Annotated in this window: 17 protein-coding genes and 1 riboswitch; of the genes, 10 read left to right on the top strand and 7 right to left on the bottom strand. The window is 70.8% G+C overall.

Annotated features, from left to right (window positions below; all coding sequences use genetic code 11):
- Window positions 1-55: 55 nt before the first annotated feature.
- From OG737_RS21580 to OG737_RS21570, 3 genes are all read right to left on the bottom strand, one after another.
- Window positions 56-796 carry an enhanced serine sensitivity protein SseB C-terminal domain-containing protein gene (locus OG737_RS21580; RefSeq protein WP_328927776.1) on the bottom strand — a complete coding sequence of 247 codons (741 nt, stop codon included), beginning with the start codon at window positions 794-796 and terminating at the stop codon, window positions 56-58.
- Between the two features lie 55 nt (window positions 797-851).
- Window positions 852-1,586, bottom strand: coding sequence for an enhanced serine sensitivity protein SseB (locus OG737_RS21575; protein ID WP_328927775.1), 735 nt, complete (start codon window positions 1,584-1,586; stop codon window positions 852-854).
- 99 nt (window positions 1,587-1,685) lie between these two features.
- Complete coding sequence (locus OG737_RS21570) at window positions 1,686-2,354, bottom strand: AAA family ATPase (protein ID WP_405681349.1); 669 nt, start codon at window positions 2,352-2,354, stop codon at window positions 1,686-1,688.
- Between the two features lie 181 nt (window positions 2,355-2,535).
- Window positions 2,536-2,639, top strand: a riboswitch (glycine riboswitch).
- Between the two features lie 156 nt (window positions 2,640-2,795).
- On the opposite strand from OG737_RS21570, the gene gcvT reads away from it, so the two are divergent.
- The 4 genes from gcvT to OG737_RS21550 all read left to right on the top strand — a co-directional run bounded on the left by gcvT (window position 2,796) and on the right by OG737_RS21550 (window position 7,313).
- Window positions 2,796-3,911 carry a glycine cleavage system aminomethyltransferase GcvT gene (gene gcvT, locus OG737_RS21565; RefSeq protein WP_328927773.1) on the top strand — a complete coding sequence of 372 codons (1,116 nt, stop codon included), beginning with the start codon at window positions 2,796-2,798 and terminating at the stop codon, window positions 3,909-3,911.
- Window positions 3,912-4,022: 111 nt separating this feature from the next.
- On the top strand, window positions 4,023-4,403 hold the full coding sequence (gcvH, locus tag OG737_RS21560; RefSeq protein ID WP_328927772.1) for a glycine cleavage system protein GcvH: 381 nt from the start codon (window positions 4,023-4,025) through the stop codon (window positions 4,401-4,403).
- A 15-nt stretch (window positions 4,404-4,418) separates the two neighbouring features.
- Window positions 4,419-5,675, top strand: coding sequence for a serine hydroxymethyltransferase (glyA, locus tag OG737_RS21555; RefSeq protein WP_328927771.1), 1,257 nt, complete (start codon window positions 4,419-4,421; stop codon window positions 5,673-5,675).
- Window positions 5,676-5,930: 255 nt separating this feature from the next.
- On the top strand, window positions 5,931-7,313 hold the full coding sequence (locus OG737_RS21550) for an L-serine ammonia-lyase (protein ID WP_328927770.1): 1,383 nt from the start codon (window positions 5,931-5,933) through the stop codon (window positions 7,311-7,313).
- Window positions 7,314-7,738: 425 nt separating this feature from the next.
- Here the strand turns inward: OG737_RS21550 and OG737_RS21545 are convergent, their stop codons facing one another.
- The 3 genes from OG737_RS21545 to OG737_RS21535 all read right to left on the bottom strand — a co-directional run bounded on the left by OG737_RS21545 (window position 7,739) and on the right by OG737_RS21535 (window position 10,284).
- Window positions 7,739-7,951, bottom strand: a complete 213-nt coding sequence (locus tag OG737_RS21545) for a hypothetical protein (RefSeq protein ID WP_405921870.1) — start codon at window positions 7,949-7,951, stop codon at window positions 7,739-7,741.
- 371 nt (window positions 7,952-8,322) lie between these two features.
- On the bottom strand, window positions 8,323-9,603 hold the full coding sequence (locus tag OG737_RS21540) for an IS30 family transposase (RefSeq protein ID WP_405678447.1): 1,281 nt from the start codon (window positions 9,601-9,603) through the stop codon (window positions 8,323-8,325).
- 96 nt (window positions 9,604-9,699) lie between these two features.
- A complete protein-coding gene (locus OG737_RS21535) occupies window positions 9,700-10,284 on the bottom strand; it encodes a hypothetical protein (RefSeq protein WP_328927768.1) in 585 nt (194 codons plus the stop codon).
- 205 nt (window positions 10,285-10,489) lie between these two features.
- Between OG737_RS21535 and OG737_RS21530 the strand changes: the two genes are divergently transcribed.
- The 5 genes from OG737_RS21530 to OG737_RS21510 all read left to right on the top strand — a co-directional run bounded on the left by OG737_RS21530 (window position 10,490) and on the right by OG737_RS21510 (window position 14,536).
- Window positions 10,490-11,014 carry a hypothetical protein gene (locus OG737_RS21530; RefSeq protein ID WP_328927767.1) on the top strand — a complete coding sequence of 175 codons (525 nt, stop codon included), beginning with the start codon at window positions 10,490-10,492 and terminating at the stop codon, window positions 11,012-11,014.
- Window positions 11,015-11,136: 122 nt separating this feature from the next.
- Window positions 11,137-11,463 carry a carboxymuconolactone decarboxylase family protein gene (locus tag OG737_RS21525; protein ID WP_328927766.1) on the top strand — a complete coding sequence of 109 codons (327 nt, stop codon included), beginning with the start codon at window positions 11,137-11,139 and terminating at the stop codon, window positions 11,461-11,463.
- Between the two features lie 25 nt (window positions 11,464-11,488).
- Window positions 11,489-12,814 carry a diacylglycerol/lipid kinase family protein gene (locus OG737_RS21520; protein WP_405678450.1) on the top strand — a complete coding sequence of 442 codons (1,326 nt, stop codon included), beginning with the start codon at window positions 11,489-11,491 and terminating at the stop codon, window positions 12,812-12,814.
- A 69-nt stretch (window positions 12,815-12,883) separates the two neighbouring features.
- Window positions 12,884-13,132: an amphi-Trp domain-containing protein gene (locus OG737_RS21515; RefSeq protein WP_328927764.1), complete on the top strand. Its 249-nt coding sequence runs from the start codon at window positions 12,884-12,886 to the stop codon at window positions 13,130-13,132.
- Between the two features lie 63 nt (window positions 13,133-13,195).
- A complete protein-coding gene (locus tag OG737_RS21510) occupies window positions 13,196-14,536 on the top strand; it encodes a DUF2252 domain-containing protein (protein ID WP_328927763.1) in 1,341 nt (446 codons plus the stop codon).
- 14 nt (window positions 14,537-14,550) lie between these two features.
- On the opposite strand, the gene OG737_RS21505 is transcribed toward OG737_RS21510, so the two are convergent.
- On the bottom strand, window positions 14,551-15,357 hold the full coding sequence (locus OG737_RS21505; protein WP_328927762.1) for a hypothetical protein: 807 nt from the start codon (window positions 15,355-15,357) through the stop codon (window positions 14,551-14,553).
- Between OG737_RS21505 and OG737_RS21500 the strand changes: the two genes are divergently transcribed.
- Window positions 15,347-15,484 (top strand): hypothetical protein, encoded by a 138-nt coding sequence (locus OG737_RS21500; protein WP_328927761.1) that lies wholly within the window; start codon window positions 15,347-15,349, stop codon window positions 15,482-15,484. The two genes, OG737_RS21505 and OG737_RS21500, sit on opposite strands and share 11 nt — an antisense overlap.
- Window positions 15,485-15,490 lie beyond the last annotated feature (6 nt).

The raw sequence follows: 15,490 nt of genomic DNA, 5'->3' as shown, positions 1-15,490 counted from the left end.
TGTCTCGATATGCGGATGTCTGGGGATCGGAACGGGAGCGGTCGGACGGCGCCGGTCAGTAGGGCGGCGCCTGGCCCTCGCGGTCGTAGAAGGGACGGGTCTGCGCGCGCAGCCACATCGCGACGGGGTCGTGCTCGTCCGCCAGCGCGACCGTGCACACCGGGACGCCCTCGGGGACCACGCCGACCGACTGGCGCATCATCTCCCGTACGGATTCCAGCGCGGGCGCGGAGGCGTCGTACAGGTCGAGCCCGATCGCGAGGTACGGGGACCCGAGCGCGGGCTGCACCCACGCGCGGCGCAGCGACCGGACGGCCGGGGTGCGGTGCGCGTGCTGGGTCAGCAGCCCGTAGAACTGCGGGAGCTCGATGGCGGGCTCGGACAGCCGCAACGGCCCGGCCGGCATCCGGTCCAGACCGGTCGCGATCCGGCGCAGGTCGGCCCAGGGGATGCCGAGGCCGCCGCCCTGGGCGTGCGGGTTGAGCCACAGGCCCCAGCGGTCCGGATAGAGCGCGCGGGCGATGTCCCGCCCGGTGACCACCTCGTAGCCCCGGTTCCAGCCGCTGGCGGCCAGTTCCTGCGGGGAGGTCACGCAGGGCGCGTACCCGAGGCTCTCGACCTCCATGCCGCCGTACTGGGCGTCCGGGGAGCCCGGCTGTCCCTGCCAGAGGAGCATCCACAGCCGGCCCTCGGCGAGGGCGTGCAGAAGCGACTCGTAACTCTCATACCGCCCGGGAGTCACCTGGCGGAGCATGTGCTCGACCTGCCCGGCCGCGGCCGTGCCTGACGCACTCACCCGGTACCCCTCTTCGTCCGCCCGTCGTCCACGCGTACCAACAGCTTAAGCGGCCCTATGGGAGGTAGAAGGGGCGTACGCGCTCACGAATCCACTCTGTGACCGGGTCCTGGGCGGCGTCGAGGAGGATCAACTGCACGGGCCAGGGCGCCGGTACGCGGGTCAGGGCCCGGCCGAGGGCCTCCATCGGGGCGTTTCGCATATCGGCCTCCCATCCCACCAGTCGGACACCGATGAACAGCTGCGGCTCCCCGCCCTCGACGCTGGCGAGGCAGCGGTGTGCGGCGGCGACCACGCCGGTGGCGCGGAACTCCTCGGCGGCGGCGGCCAGGAAGTCCACCGGGTCCTCCTGCCAGTCGGGCTCGTAGAGCCGCACCCGGCCGCCGGTGGACGGGCCGTCGAGCGGGGTCCGGCCCGTGCGGCACAGCTCCGCGACGGCGGGCGGGGGCAGGGGGACGCCGACGGCGCCCTCGGGGTTGAGCGCGATGCCCAGCTGCGGGGGCAGGCCGCGGGCGAACTCGACGGCGGGGGCCACCGCGAAGTCCGTGCCGGGGCCGACGCAGGCGAGGAACTGGGCCTCGGAGCTGTAGACCGGGACGTACGCCGCCCCGCCGATGTCCATCGTGGGCAGGTCCAGGGAGGCCGAGTCCTGCCCGCCGCCGCCGGGCAGCGGCACCCACACCTGGCTGCGCCCGAGCACTTCCAGGATCCGCCCGCCCGCGTCCGGCTGCCCGAGCGCCGCCCCGAGCACCTGCTCCAGCTCATTCTCCGGCCAGCCGCTGCCCTGCATGTGCGTGTGCCTCCGTTGGTTCCGCGGATCGTCGTCGCCGAGGTTATCGGCCCGGGGTGCGGCGCCGCTGCCGGGGCCGGATCGCGCCGCACCCGGCGGTTACGGGTGGAACACGATCCTCGTCACCGCGGAGGCGGACGCGCGGTCCAGAAGGGTCGCCGAGGCGCAGCCCGCGGGCGGGTGGCCGGCCTCCGCGGCGCGCAGCAGGCGGGTCACCGCGCCCCGGTGGCGGGCGAAGGCGTACGCCGACACGCGGCGCCCCCGCGCCGTCTGCCCGGCCAGGGCCTCCGCGGGGCTGCTGTCCAGCAGGAGCAGGTGCAGCGCCCGTCCCCGGCGGCGGGCGGCCGCCGCGAGCAGGCCCCGTACCCAGCTCTGCGTTCCGCAGTCGTGGACGATCACCGAGGCGCCGGAGCGCAGGGCCCTCCACAGGCCCCAGTAGTGGGCACCGCGCACCAGCGGCCGGTAGACCGCGTACGGCAGGGTCCGCGGCATCCGCCGCTCCCAGCGCTCACGGGTGTCCTGGGAGTCGATGGCCCCGCCCCCGGCCGCCACGCGCTTGATCAGCGTGCTCTTGCCGCCGCCGGGCAGGCCGGACACCACGACGATGTCGCCCGCGGCGAAGGCGAGGCGCTGCGGGCCGCGCACCCCCGGGCCGCGGAGGTCACGGACGGGACCGGCCGGCCCGCTCCGCACGCGCGCACCCCGCTGCGCGGGCACCGCGTCGACGGTCGCCCCGGCCGCCACACCTACGAATCTCCGCACAGTGATCGCCTCCCCCGAATCGGGTCACCAGGACCCTTGCCCACTGAGTGTAAAGAGACGGTAATCCGGCAGCCCCGGTTCCGGTCGGGCCGCTCGAGTGCCGCACGAACTTTCGGGGCCCCACCCCCGATCACGGCGGTGGCGTGCAATGATGTGCGCCATCTGGACCAACTGCATACCGGCCGCTTGAATCCGCGCGGGAGAGTCCCGGCACGCCGCAAGGCCGTGCGCGGGCGCCGAAGGAGCAAGAACCTCCCTTGAATCTCTCAGGCCCCGTACCGCGTGGATGAGGCAGATCTGAAAAGCGAGCTGTCCGACAGCTCCACCCAAGGTGCAAGCCGAAGATCCCGGGCAACCAGGAACTCTCGGCGAACCTCTCAGGTTCCGATGACAGATGGGGAGGACCCTCCTCGTCATGTCATGCCCTGGGACTCGGGAGCCACACCCATGAGCACTGCCCCCCGTCTGACCGCCCTCGATGCGCTGCACCGTTCCCTCGGTGCGACCATGACCGACTTCGCGGGCTGGGACATGCCGCTGCGGTACGCGAGCGAGCGCGACGAGCACAACGCCGTACGCACCAAGGCCGGTCTCTTCGACCTGTCCCACATGGGCGAGATCACCCTGACCGGCCCGGAGGCCGTCAAGGCCCTGGACTACGCGCTGGTCGGCAACATCTCCACCGTCGGCGTCGGCCGCGCCCGCTACACGCACATCTGCCAGGAAGACGGCGGCATCGTCGACGACCTGATCGTCTACCGCCTCGGCGAGACCGAGTACATGGTCGTCGCCAACGCCTCCAACGCCCAGGTCGTCCTCGACGCCCTGACCGAGCGCGCCGCCGGCTTCGACACCGAGGTCCGCGACGACCGCGACGCGTACGCGCTGATCGCGGTGCAGGGCCCGGAGTCCCCCGGCATCCTCGCCTCCCTCACCGACGCCGACCTGGACGGGCTGAAGTACTACGCCGGCCTGCCGGGCACCGTGGCCGGGGTGCCGGCGCTGATCGCGCGTACGGGCTACACCGGCGAGGACGGCTTCGAGCTGTTCGTCTCCCCCGAGCACGCCGTGGAGCTGTGGCAGGCGCTGACCAAGGCGGGCGAGGGCGTCGGCCTGGTCCCGGCCGGGCTGTCCTGCCGCGACACGCTGCGCCTGGAGGCGGGCATGCCGCTGTACGGGCACGAGCTGACCACCTCCCTCACCCCCTTCGACGCGGGGCTGGGCCGGGTCGTGAAGTTCGAGAAGGAGGGGGACTTCGTCGGCCGCGCCGCGCTGGAGGCCGCCGCCGAGCGCGCCGCCACGAACCCGCCGCGCAAGCTGGTCGGCCTGATCGCCGAGGGCCGCCGCGTGCCGCGCGCCGGCTTCCCGGTCGTGGCCGACGGACAGGTCATCGGCGAGGTCACCTCCGGTGCCCCGTCCCCGACGCTCGGCAAGCCGATCGCGATGGCGTACGTGGACGCGGCGCACGCCGCGCCCGGCACCTCCGGTGTCGGCGTCGACATTCGCGGTACGCATGAGCCGTACGAGGTCGTGGCCCTGCCCTTCTACAAGCGGCAGAAGTAACACTTCGCACGACCCGGCGCGCAGGCAGTCGTACGGACATCCGTACGGCGCCGTCTCAGTACCCAAGACCACAGTTCGTATCCACTCCCCCGCATCCAGGAGAATCAGGTCATGAGCACCCCCCAGCAGCTGCGTTACACCAAGGAGCACGAGTGGCTGTCGGACGCCGTTGACGGCGTTTCGACGGTCGGCATCACGGAGTTCGCGGCCAACGCGCTCGGTGACGTCGTCTACGCCCAGCTCCCCGAGGTCGGCGAGACCGTCACCGAGGGCGAGACCTGTGGCGAGCTGGAGTCGACGAAGTCGGTCAGCGACCTGTACTCCCCCGTCTCCGGCGAGATCGTCGAGTTCAACCAGGACGTCGTCGACGACCCGGCCCTGGTGAACTCCGCTCCCTTCGAGGGCGGCTGGCTGTTCAAGGTGCGCATCTCGGAGGAGCCCAAGGACGTGCTCTCCGCCGAGGAGTACACCCAGCTCACCGCCGGTAACTGACCCCAGGGGATCCTGATGTCCGTACTGAACACCCCTCTCCACGAGCTCGACCCCGACGTCGCCGCAGCCGTCGACGCCGAGCTCGTGCGCCAGCAGTCCACCCTCGAAATGATCGCGTCGGAGAACTTCGCTCCGGTCGCCGTCATGGAGGCCCAGGGCTCGGTCCTGACCAACAAGTACGCCGAGGGCTACCCCGGCCGCCGCTACTACGGCGGCTGCGAGCACGTCGACGTGGTCGAGCAGATCGCGATCGACCGCATCAAGGCGCTGTTCGGTGCCGAGCACGCGAACGTGCAGCCCCACTCGGGCGCGCAGGCGAACGCAGCCGCGATGTTCGCGCTGCTGAAGCCGGGCGACACGATCATGGGCCTGAACCTGGCCCACGGCGGTCACCTGACCCACGGCATGAAGATCAACTTCTCCGGCAAGCTCTACAACGTGGTCCCGTACCACGTCGACGAGACCGGCGAGGTCGACATGGCCGAGGTCGAGCGCCTCGCCAAGGAGTCCAAGCCGCAGCTGATCGTCGCGGGCTGGTCCGCCTACCCGCGCCAGCTGGACTTCGCCGCCTTCCGCCGCATCGCGGACGAGGTCGGCGCGTACCTGATGGTCGACATGGCGCACTTCGCGGGCCTGGTCGCCGCGGGTCTGCACCCGAACCCGGTGCCGCACGCCCACGTCGTCACCACCACCACGCACAAGACCCTCGGCGGTCCGCGCGGCGGTGTCATCCTGTCGACGCAGGAGCTGGCCAAGAAGATCAACTCCGCGGTCTTCCCGGGTCAGCAGGGCGGTCCGCTGGAGCACGTGATCGCGGCCAAGGCCGTCTCCTTCAAGGTCGCCGCCTCGCCCGAGTTCAAGGAGCGCCAGGAGCGCACCCTGGAGGGCGCGAAGATCCTCGCCGCCCGCCTGGTCCAGGACGACGTCAAGGCCGTGGGCGTGGACGTCCTCACCGGCGGCACCGACGTGCACCTGGTCCTGGTCGACCTGCGCAACTCCGAGCTGGACGGCCAGCAGGCCGAGGACCGCCTCCACGAGGTCGGCATCACGGTCAACCGCAACGCCATCCCGAACGACCCGCGGCCCCCGATGGTCACCTCGGGTCTGCGGATCGGTACGCCGGCGCTCGCCACCCGCGGTTTCGACGCCGAGGCCTTCACCGAGGTCGCCGAGATCATCGCGCAGGCGCTGAAGCCGACGTACGACTCCGAGGGCCTCAAGGCGCGCGTCTCGGCGCTCGCCGCGAAGTTCCCGCTGTACCCGTCGCTCTAGTCGGCACGGGGAGGGCCCGGCCTCGCTGGTGCAGAGGCCGGGCCCTTCTCATGGCCGAGGACGGGGCGGACGCGGCCCCTGGCCGCACAGGCCGGTGTGTGCGGGAGCGTGAGTGACACCCGCGTGACCCCCCTCCGTCCCTTTCCGGCAGACGAGCCGTTCATTTCACCGCGTTAAGCTCGTCTGTCGGACAAAATCCGAACAATCCACATCTCCCGCCCCCTCCACCCCACGAGCAGACAAGGGAGTCCGCCAGTGGCCATCTCCGTCTTCGACCTCTTCTCCATCGGCATCGGCCCGTCCTCCTCCCACACGGTCGGCCCGATGCGTGCCGCGCGCATGTTCGTGACGCGGCTCAAGAAGGACGGTGTCCTCGCCCAGACCGCGTCCGTCCGTGCCGAGCTGTTCGGCTCCCTCGGCGCGACCGGCCACGGCCACGGCACTCCCAAGGCGGTCCTGCTGGGTCTGGAGGGCCACTCCCCCCGCACCGTGAACGTCGAGACGGCCGACGACGAGGTCGAGCGCATCCGCAAGAGCGGCCGCCTGCGCCTCCTCGGCACGGAGATAGGCGATGGCCACGAGATCGCCTTCGACGAGCCGACCCAGCTGATCCTGCACCGTCGGCGCTCCCTGCCGTACCACGCGAACGGCATGACGCTCTTCGCGTACGACGACACCGGCGCCCCGCTGCTGGAGAAGACCTACTACTCCGTCGGCGGCGGCTTCGTCGTGGACGAGGACGCGGTCGGCGAGGACCGGATCAAGCTCGACGACACGGTGCTGAAGTACCCCTTCCGCTCCGGCGACGAGATGCTGCGCCTGGCGAACGAGACCGGCCTGTCGATCTCCTCCCTGATGATGGAGAACGAGAAGGCCTGGCGCACCGAGGAGGAGATCCGCGAGGGCCTGCTGGAGATCTGGCGCGTCATGCAGTCGTGCGTCGCCCGCGGCATGTCCCGCGAGGGCATCCTCCCGGGCGGCCTGCGCGTCAAGCGCCGCGCCGCCTCCACGGCGCGCCAGCTGCGCACCGAGGGCGACCCGATGATGCACCGCAGCGAGTGGACGACGATCTACGCGATGGCGGTCAACGAGGAGAACGCGGCGGGCGGCCGGGTCGTCACCGCGCCCACCAACGGCGCGGCCGGGGTCCTGCCCGCCGTCCTGCACTACTACGTGAACTTCGTGCCGGGCGCGGACGAGGACGGCGTGGTCCGCTTCCTCCTCGCCGCGGGCGCGATCGGCATGCTCTTCAAGGAGAACGCCTCGATCTCCGGCGCCGAGGTCGGCTGCCAGGGCGAGGTGGGCTCGGCCTGCTCGATGGCGGCCGGCGCGCTGGCCGAGGTCCTGGGCGGCACCCCGGAGCAGGTCGAGAACGCGGCCGAGATCGGCATGGAACACAACCTGGGCCTGACCTGCGACCCGGTCGGCGGCCTCGTCCAGATCCCCTGCATCGAGCGCAACGGCATGGCGGCGGTCAAGGCCGTCACGGCGGCCAAGATGGCCATGCGCGGCGACGGCAGCCACAAGGTCTCCCTCGACAAGGTCATCAAGACCATGAAGGAGACCGGTGCGGACATGAAGGTGAAGTACAAGGAGACCGCCCGCGGCGGCCTCGCGGTCAACGTCATCGAGTGCTGATCCACGGCAGGTGACGCGCAGGGCCCGGCGCACGGCGAATTCCAGGGGTCGTTGCAACACGTGATCACCGACGTGTGGTGGCGAGCAGTTTAGACAGGCGCTCGGCTGGGGTTTCCCAGCCGAGCGTCTTGCGTGGGCGGCTGTTGAGTTCGGCAGCGACTGCGTCGAGGTGGTCCCGGGTGTGGCCGGACAGGCTGCTGCCCTGGAGACTGCCCGATTCGCGACCAGCGTACGGGCCCCAATCTCTCGCCCCACGGCAGCTCCAGCCCAAAGCCGCTCCCGCCGACCTCATCTGGCTCGTGTGCGATCGTCACGCCTCCCAGGTACGTTGAGCCGTCAGCCGAGGGAGAACGCTCGCGAGGGAGTCGCCCCGCAACGCGTGGCTGCGGGGCGACGATCCACTTTCGCAACGGGCCTAGTGGGGTTTAGTCGACCGTCTGCCCGTCGTACATACCGCCCCTGCAGGTCGGGAGCACGGGCGTCGACCGATCGATCGTTCCGCCGTTGTCCGTGCACTCACCCGGGGTGACGCTGGCCGGGGTGACGCTGCCGGCGGTGGCGGTGGCGGCGCCTGTGAGGCCGAGTCCGGCGAGGGCTGCCGTGGCGAAGACTGCGGCGAGGATTCGTCGAATGCGCATTTGGTTCGCCTTTCACAGATTGCCTCGGTTGGGGCACTAGCCAGCTTGATCTTCACCCATGTGGGTGGCACGTCATGTTGGGCCATTCGGGTGACAGTGTTATCGGGTGCGGGGTCGGTGACGCGACCCGTCAGAGCGGATGGAAGCCCGTGCCACATCCGTGCCAGAAAGAGCGGATCCCAGCAGTCAAGAGCAGTCAAGCGCGACGCCTCGCGATTAATCACCAGAGGCCGTTTGCGCTGGTCAGCGTCAACCCCCTCCGTGACGGCCCGGTGATTCCCAAGCTCAGAGCGCGGGTTCGATTCCCGTCACCCGCTCCACGGCGAAGGCCCAGCTCATAGGCGAATCCCAGGGGTCGTTGCCACACGTGATCACCGACGCGTGGTGGCGAGCAGTTTAGACAGGCGCTCGGCTGGGGTTTCCCAGCCGAGCGTCTTGCGTGGGCGGCTGTTGAGTTCGGCAGCGACTGCGTCGAAGTGGTCCCGGGTGTGGCCGGACAGGCTGCTGCCCTTAGGGAAGTACTGCCGCAGGAGGCCGTTGGTGTTCTCGTTCGAGCCTCGCTGCCAGGGGCTGCCGGGATCGCAGAAGTAGACCGGCACGTCCGTGGCGACACTGAAAGCGTGGTGGGCGGCCATCTCGGCGCCCTGGTCCCAGGTCAAGGACCGTTTCAAGTGGGGCGGCAGGGTCTGGACCGTGTCGACCAGTGCCTTGCGGACAGCGGCGGCTCCGTGGCCGTTGGGAAGGTGGACCAGCATCAAGTAGCGAGTGCTGCGTTCGACCAGGGTGGCGATGGCGGAGCGGGAGTTGCTGCCGATGATGAGGTCGCCTTCCCAGTGCCCGGGGACAGCGCGGTCTGCGACTTCTGCGGGCCGCTCGCTGATCATCACCATTGGGTGGGGGAACCGCTTCCTGCGGCGTGCTGAGTGGCGATGGGGCCGGCGCACTGCGCGTCCGGTCCGCAAAGCGCGGGTCAGTTCCCGCTTCAGCTCGCCGCGGCCTTGGACGTAGAGAGCTTGGTAGATCGTCTCGTGAACCACGTGCATCTCCGGCCGGGCGGGGAAGCGTCTGCGCAGAGCGTGGCAGATCTGCTCGGGACTCCAGCGCAGGGTCAGGTGATGCTGGACGAAGTCACGGAGCTCCGGGTTCTGGCCGATCTTGCCGACCTTCGGCCGAGGCCGTCGCCGAATTGCTCGCCGGTGGGCCGCATGCGGTCGGTAGTACCACTGGCCGCTGGGCAGGACCGTGCGGTTGCGGCGGATCTCCCGGCTGATGGTGGACGGGCTGCGTCCCAGCTCGGCAGCGATCGTGCGGACTGACGCCTTCTCCCGGAGGCGGTCGGCTACGTGGATCCGGTCCGCCTCGCGCAGGTAGCGCGAAGGAGCGTCGTCCTCGGGCTCCTGGGCGGCCGCCGGCTCTGGGGCCTCGGTGTACCGCCACGGCCCCGTTTCCACGAGAGGCGGTGCCGCCTTGTTCTTCCCGGACGCCTGCCGGCCGTTACGCCATCGCCTGCCTGTCCCGTCGTTGATGCCAACGATCCCGCAGGCGTCCAGGTGAGAAGTCCCTTGATCCACGAGCAGAAGGTATGTCTCCCGCTCGCGGCTCAACTTCTTGCGTCCCTGTGGCCGTCGATCCGCCCGAACCTCGAAGTCCATCGCATCCCCTGAGCTGGGGTGTTGCGACGACCACTAGAACTCAAGCACGCGCCGGGCCCTGCGCGCTGTCCGGCGCCGTCCGCGGCGCCGTCCGCTTCACTGTCCGCGGCGCAGGGCCTTGAGGACGCCCTTGGCGAAGTCGTCCACCGACGCGTCGTACGCCTTCAGGCTCTCGGGGGTGGGCTGGGTGCGCGCTTCGGCCGTGACCGTCACGTCGATCATCAGGTTGCTGTCCCGCAGGCGCAGCTCACGGACCTGGCGCAGCTCGGTCGGCTTGTCGTAGGCGAACCGGTAGGCCTCCTTACCGACGCCCTTCACCTCGGTGAGGCCGCTGTCCGGCATGGCCTTGACCGTGTCCTCCCGGCCCCTGGCGAAGACGTCCTTCGCGAAGTCGACGCTCTCGGTGTAGGCGAGGTCCAGCTCGACCTTGACGCTGCCGTACTTCGCCGGGCCGGACTCGACGAGCGGCTGTTCGCACTTGACGCCCGGGGCGCCCCCACCGGACCGCTTGATCCGGTCCGCGGCCTCCTCGCGCGCACCCAGCGGGTCGGCGAGCTCGCCGTAGGGCAGCACGTTGCAGATCTCGTCCGTGGCCGCCCAGTGGTAGCCGCCCTTGCCCTCCTGCGAGACCTCTCGGTCCGCGTCGCCGCCGCAGGCGGTGGCCGCCAGGACGAGAGCCACGGCGACCGTTCCACGGCGCGTAAGACGGCGTCGGCGCATCCGGTTCTCTCCTGTGTCGAGCGGGTCGGATTCCACTCAACCAGCCTGCCACCAAGGGGAGTTGCGTACCGGAGGAATTGCGGAAGGAGAAGTGGAACTACTGGGTCCGCTACGGCGTCCTAGGCTGTGTCACAAGTCCCCGCCTCCCGAGAATCGAGGGGACGTCATGATCCACCCGACCTTCCGCCGGATCGTGGCCCTGGCCTCCGGCGCCCTGCTCGCCGCCGGGCTCTCGTCCGCCGCGCCGGCCTCGGCCGCCATCGCCGCCCGGACCCGGACCCAGACGCAGATCCAGACACCGCTCGTCGTCAACGCCCGCTGGGGCGGGCACCCCACCTACGACCGGATCGTCATCGACCTGCGGGGGTTCGCCCCCGGGGTGAGCGTCACCTCCGTCCCGCACCTGTTCTACGACGGGTCCGGCAAGCCCGTGCCGCTGGCCGGGAAGTACTTCCTGGAGATCCGCCTCAACCCCGCCGCCGCCCACGACGACGCGGGCCACAGCACCTACCAGGGGCCCGCGCTCCAGAAGATCAACCTCAGCAAGCTCAAGGGCCTCGCCCTGACCGGCGACTTCGAGGGGTACGTGACCTTCGGCGCCGCCTTCGACACGGTCCCGTACTACCGCACCTTCTCCCTGCACTCGCCGGAGCGGTTCGTCGTGGACATCGCGCACCAGAGCGGGTGCTGAACCCCGGGATGCGCACAGTCCGAAATGTTCCTAAGGTCGATGGACAGGGATACGCCGCAGGAGAACCCGGTTCCCCTCCACTGACGGCGTCAGCCCCCCGATCCCGTCAGGAGATGAACCGCATGACGTCTGCGTCCGACACTCCTGTCCTCGACACCCTCGCCGCCATGACGCTCGACTCGCTCGAGCGGTGCGGCCTGTCCGCGGACACCCTCATCCTCACCCGCATCGCCGCGCTCGTCGCCATGGACGCGCCCGCGATGTCCTACGTCGCCCACGCCGGCCCCGCCATGGAATCCGGCGTGGACGCACAGAAGCTCCAGGACGTCCTGGTGGCCATCGCGCCGATCGTGGGCACCGCCCGCGTCATGTCCGCGGCCACCCACATCACGGAGGCTCTGGGGATCGCCATCGCAGTGGCCGAAGCCGAATCCCGATCCGAGTCCTGAGCACCATCCGCGGCGGGTGAGGACGATGTCCCTGTCGCCCGGATCCGGCACGCCGGCGCGCGCACGCGCGTCGGCGCGCCTGGCCGTGGTCTGCGCGCTGGGAGCGGCGGTGTCGCTGGTGGCGGCGAGCGGGTTCGGCGGTCTGGTCATCCTCGCCGCCGGGGTGGCCTGTTCGGCGCTCACGGCGATGGGTACGTGGTGGGCCCTGTCCCATCGCGGGGCGGTGCGGGCGGCCGGGGTGCTGGTCGCGGTGGCCGCGCCCGTGGCCGTCCTGGTGCTCTACACCCGGGCGGGCCTGTGGCCCACCCTGCTGGCCGCGATCGCACTGTGGGCGGCCGCCGTGGCGTGCTCGCGGTGGGCGCTGCTGCGGGCGCGGAAACCCGAAGGCATGCGTGCCGTCCCGTGCTCCCTCCCCCGGCATCCGGTACTGATCATGAACCCGAAGTCCGGCGGCGGCAAGGTCGGCCGCTTCGGGCTGGTCGAGAGGGCCGAGGCGCTGGGCGCCCGGGTCGTGCTGCTGGGCGGCGAGGGCGAGGCGGACCTCGCGACGATCGCCCGCCGGGCGGTCGCCGAGGGCGCGGACCTGCTGGGGGTGGCCGGCGGCGACGGCACCCAGGCCCGGGTGGCCGAGGTGGCCGCCGAGCACGGCCTGCCGTTCCTGGCGATCTCCGCGGGCACCAGGAACCACTTCGCCATGGACCTCGGCCTGGACCGGGAGGACCCGTCCCGGTGCCTGGACGCGCTGACCGACGGGGAGGAACTCCGGATCGACCTGGGCGTCGTGGGCGGCCGCGCCTTCGTCAACACGGCCTCGTTCGGCGTCTACGCACAGGTCGTGCAGCGCCCGGAATACCGCGACGCCAAGGCGGGCTCGATCCTGGACGCGCTGCCGGACCTCCTGCTCGGATACTCCGGCCGCCCGCTCGACGCGCAGACGGACGACACGAAGCTGGAGTCCCAGCAGGCCCTCCTGGTCAGCAACAACCCGTACTCCACCCCCGATCCCACGTCCGCGGGCGGCCGCAGGCCCCGGCTCGACCAGGGGTCGCTGGGCGTCGTCGGGATCCGGGTGGGCAATGCGGCCCAGGCGGCGGACGTCGCCGTCAGAGGGGCCCGTGCGGCAGGTCTGCACGTACTGACCTCCCGCAGGATCGTCGTCACCTCGGACGGCGACCGCATCGCGGTCGCCGTGGACGGCGAAGCCCTCACCCTGCCCGCCCCCGTCACCTGCACCATCCGTCCGGGCGCCTTGCGCGTTCTGGTACCCAAGGACCGGCCCGGGTCCCGCACGCCCGCCCCGCCCCCCGACTGGCGCGAAGTCGTCGCGCTGGCCTTCGCCCGCCCGACATGAAGATGCCCTCTATGAGACATACCGCCACAATTAGCCATGTCTGTCGTTCCCCCCAGGTTGGAGACAGCCGTGAAGGACCTCGAATTCGAGCAGAAGAGTTCGCTGACACGCCTTGAGGCCGCCGATCAGCTCTCCGCGCTCGCGGACGCCCTCAGGCGCGGCGGCACGGCCGAACTGGATCTCGGGCCCGGAACGCTGACCCTGCGGATCCCCGACGAACTCCGCACCGAAATCGAGGTCGAGGTCGGCGACGGGGAGATCGAGCTGGAGATCGAATTCAAGTGGCCGACCCTGCAGGCAGCCGCGACGAAGGAATAGGCCTCGCCCGCGATCCGCCGTCCCCGCCGTTCGGTCAGGGTGCGGAGCGACAAGGAGCAGACCATGACCAGTCCAGCCGACCGGGCCCGGATCGGGCGCGCGGTCCGCAAGCAGGTCAGCCGGGCCTCGCACGGCCGGTGGACCCCTGCCGAGGACCGTCCCGATCCCCTGTGGGTGCTGCAGCGGCAGGCTGCCGACCGGGTGGCCGAGCTGCTGCCGATCCGCTACGGACGGATGGCGGTCTCCCCGTTCACCTTCCTGCGCGGCGCGGCCGCCGTCATGACCGCGGACCTGGCCGCCGTACCGAACACCGGTCTGACCGTCCAGCTCTGCGGTGACGCGCACCTGATGAACTTCGGCGTCTTCGCCTCACCCGAACGGGCCCTGCTGTTCGACCTCAACGACTTCGACGAGACCCTGCCCGGCCCGTTCGAATGGGACGTCAAGCGGCTCGCCGCCAGCGTCGCCGTGGCCGCCCGCGACCGGGGGCAAGGTGACGCACGCGCGTGGCAGGCCGCTCTCTCCGCTGCCGAGACCTACCGGCGCGCCATGCGGCAGCTGGCCGGGCAGGGCGAGCTCGCCGTCTGGTACCAGCGGATCGACCCCTACGAGGTACTCCCCCTGATCCGCCAGCGCAAGCAGCGGGGACGGGCCGAGGCGAACCTGGAGCGCGCCCGCGGACGCACCAGCCTGCAGGCGCTCGACAAGCTCACCGAGATCCGGGACGGACGCCGACGCATCATCGACGACCCCCCTCTGCTGGAGAACGCCGGCCGGCGCGCGACACAGGCCGTCGACAAGATCTTCAGGGAGTACCGCAGCACCCTCCCCGAGGAGCGCCGCCTCCTGCTGGACCGCTACCGGTTCGTCGACGCGGCCCGGAAGGTCGTCGGCGTGGGAAGCGTGGGCACGCGCTGCTACATCGCCCTGCTGACCGGCCGCGACGAGCAGGACCCGCTCTTCCTCCAGATCAAGGAGGCCGTGCCGTCGGTGCTGGAGGCACACCTGCCGGCCGGCAGTCATGACCATCACGGCCACCGGGTGGTCGCGGGGCAGCGGCTGATGCAGGCCACCAGCGACATCTTCCTCGGCTGGACGACCGGACCGGAGGGGCGCCACTTCTACTGCCGCCAGCTGCGCGACATGAAGGGATCGGCGGTGGTCGAGACCATGACCCCGTCCGCGCTCCGCGACTACGCCGGACTGTGCGGGATCGCCCTGGCCCGCGCCCACGCCCGTACCGGCGACCGCATCGCCATCGCCGGCTACCTCGGCAACGGCGACGCCTTCGACCGGGCCGTCGCCGACTTCGCACTCGCCTACGCCGACCAGACCGTCTCCGACCACGCCGCGCTCACCGCTGCCGTCTCCGCCGGCCACATCATCGCCACCCCCGACGTCTGAACGGGAACACCCGCTCAGGGCCGTTTCGGCTTCCGGGCCGGCCGGAAACGAGTGATCTTCCCCCGGGTGGTGTGCCACCGCTCTCTCATCTGGCCGACCACGTTGTCCCATTCGCGGCGGACCTCGTCATCGGGCGGCCGCTCGCCCTGGCGGATCCGGCCGAGTTCGTCGTGCACCTCCCGGCCGAGCGCCGCCGACCCCACCACGACCAGCACGACGGCGAAGAACGACGAGAGCATCGCGAAGACCACGCCCACCGCGCCGTAGCGGTCGGCGTAGGAGTTGAACAGGCGCGGCAGATAGAGCTCCGCGGCCACGAAATAGACCGCCGTCGCGACGGACGCGATGACTCCGAACGGCAGGAGATCACGCCAGGCGATCCTTTTCGCCGAGAGGATCCAGCCGCCCCAGATAAGGAAGATCCCGGTCAGCGACGCCTCGGCCAGGCTCACCGCCAGCGTGAGGTGTCCGCGGCCGGTGACGGCGACGAGCCAGCCGCTCGCCGGCACGTAGAGCACGAAGACGAGGGCCCACTTCGCGTCGTTCACCGTGTTGCGCACGCTCAATGGCCGCAGCTCCCACGTCTGCTCGAACAACCGCTGCACCGCCCGCGCGAAGCTCAGCGTGGAGATCAGCAGGAACAGGGCCCCGAGGACGCCGAGGCTCGTGTCGGCCGCCGAGGAGAAGAGCTTCCGCACCGCGTCGGCTCCGGCCCCCGTGAGGCCGTACCGTTCGATGATCCGGTCGGCGACGTCCTTGTCACCGATGCCGGCCAGAACGGCGCCGCAGAGGATCGCGAGGGAGACCATCGTGGTCAGCATGCTGGAAGCCAGCGCCATCGAGCGGTCGAACCCCGCGATTCTCTGGAATCGGTTCACCACGCGGAGCGCGAATGCCGGACGCAGCCAGAACGTCAGCGTTCTCAAGAATCGCTCGCGGTCGATCTGAGCCGCC

This window comes from Streptomyces sp. NBC_00122 (assembly GCF_045160845.1).
Lineage (GTDB): Bacteria > Actinomycetota > Actinomycetes > Streptomycetales > Streptomycetaceae > Streptomyces.
The sequence above is the reverse complement of the archived record's forward strand: the minus strand, read 5'-3'. Positions and strand labels throughout refer to the sequence as shown.

What these genes read in the sequence shown, in the direction of transcription:
- OG737_RS21505 (WP_328927762.1), bottom strand. Translation starts at nt 15,357, where the DNA reads ATGCTGACCACGATGGTCTCCCTCGCGATCCTCTGCGGCGCCGTTCTG.
- OG737_RS21545 (WP_405921870.1), bottom strand. Translation starts at nt 7,951, where the DNA reads ATGCGCATTCGACGAATCCTCGCCGCAGTCTTCGCCACGGCAGCCCTC.
- glyA (WP_328927771.1), top strand. Translation starts at nt 4,419, where the DNA reads ATGTCCGTACTGAACACCCCTCTCCACGAGCTCGACCCCGACGTCGCC.
- OG737_RS21540 (WP_405678447.1), bottom strand. Translation starts at nt 9,603, where the DNA reads ATGGACTTCGAGGTTCGGGCGGATCGACGGCCACAGGGACGCAAGAAG.
- gcvH (WP_328927772.1), top strand. Translation starts at nt 4,023, where the DNA reads ATGAGCACCCCCCAGCAGCTGCGTTACACCAAGGAGCACGAGTGGCTG.
- gcvT (WP_328927773.1), top strand. Translation starts at nt 2,796, where the DNA reads ATGAGCACTGCCCCCCGTCTGACCGCCCTCGATGCGCTGCACCGTTCC.
- OG737_RS21510 (WP_328927763.1), top strand. Translation starts at nt 13,196, where the DNA reads ATGACCAGTCCAGCCGACCGGGCCCGGATCGGGCGCGCGGTCCGCAAG.
- OG737_RS21525 (WP_328927766.1), top strand. Translation starts at nt 11,137, where the DNA reads ATGACGTCTGCGTCCGACACTCCTGTCCTCGACACCCTCGCCGCCATG.
- OG737_RS21530 (WP_328927767.1), top strand. Translation starts at nt 10,490, where the DNA reads ATGATCCACCCGACCTTCCGCCGGATCGTGGCCCTGGCCTCCGGCGCC.
- OG737_RS21575 (WP_328927775.1), bottom strand. Translation starts at nt 1,586, where the DNA reads ATGCAGGGCAGCGGCTGGCCGGAGAATGAGCTGGAGCAGGTGCTCGGG.
- OG737_RS21520 (WP_405678450.1), top strand. Translation starts at nt 11,489, where the DNA reads ATGTCCCTGTCGCCCGGATCCGGCACGCCGGCGCGCGCACGCGCGTCG.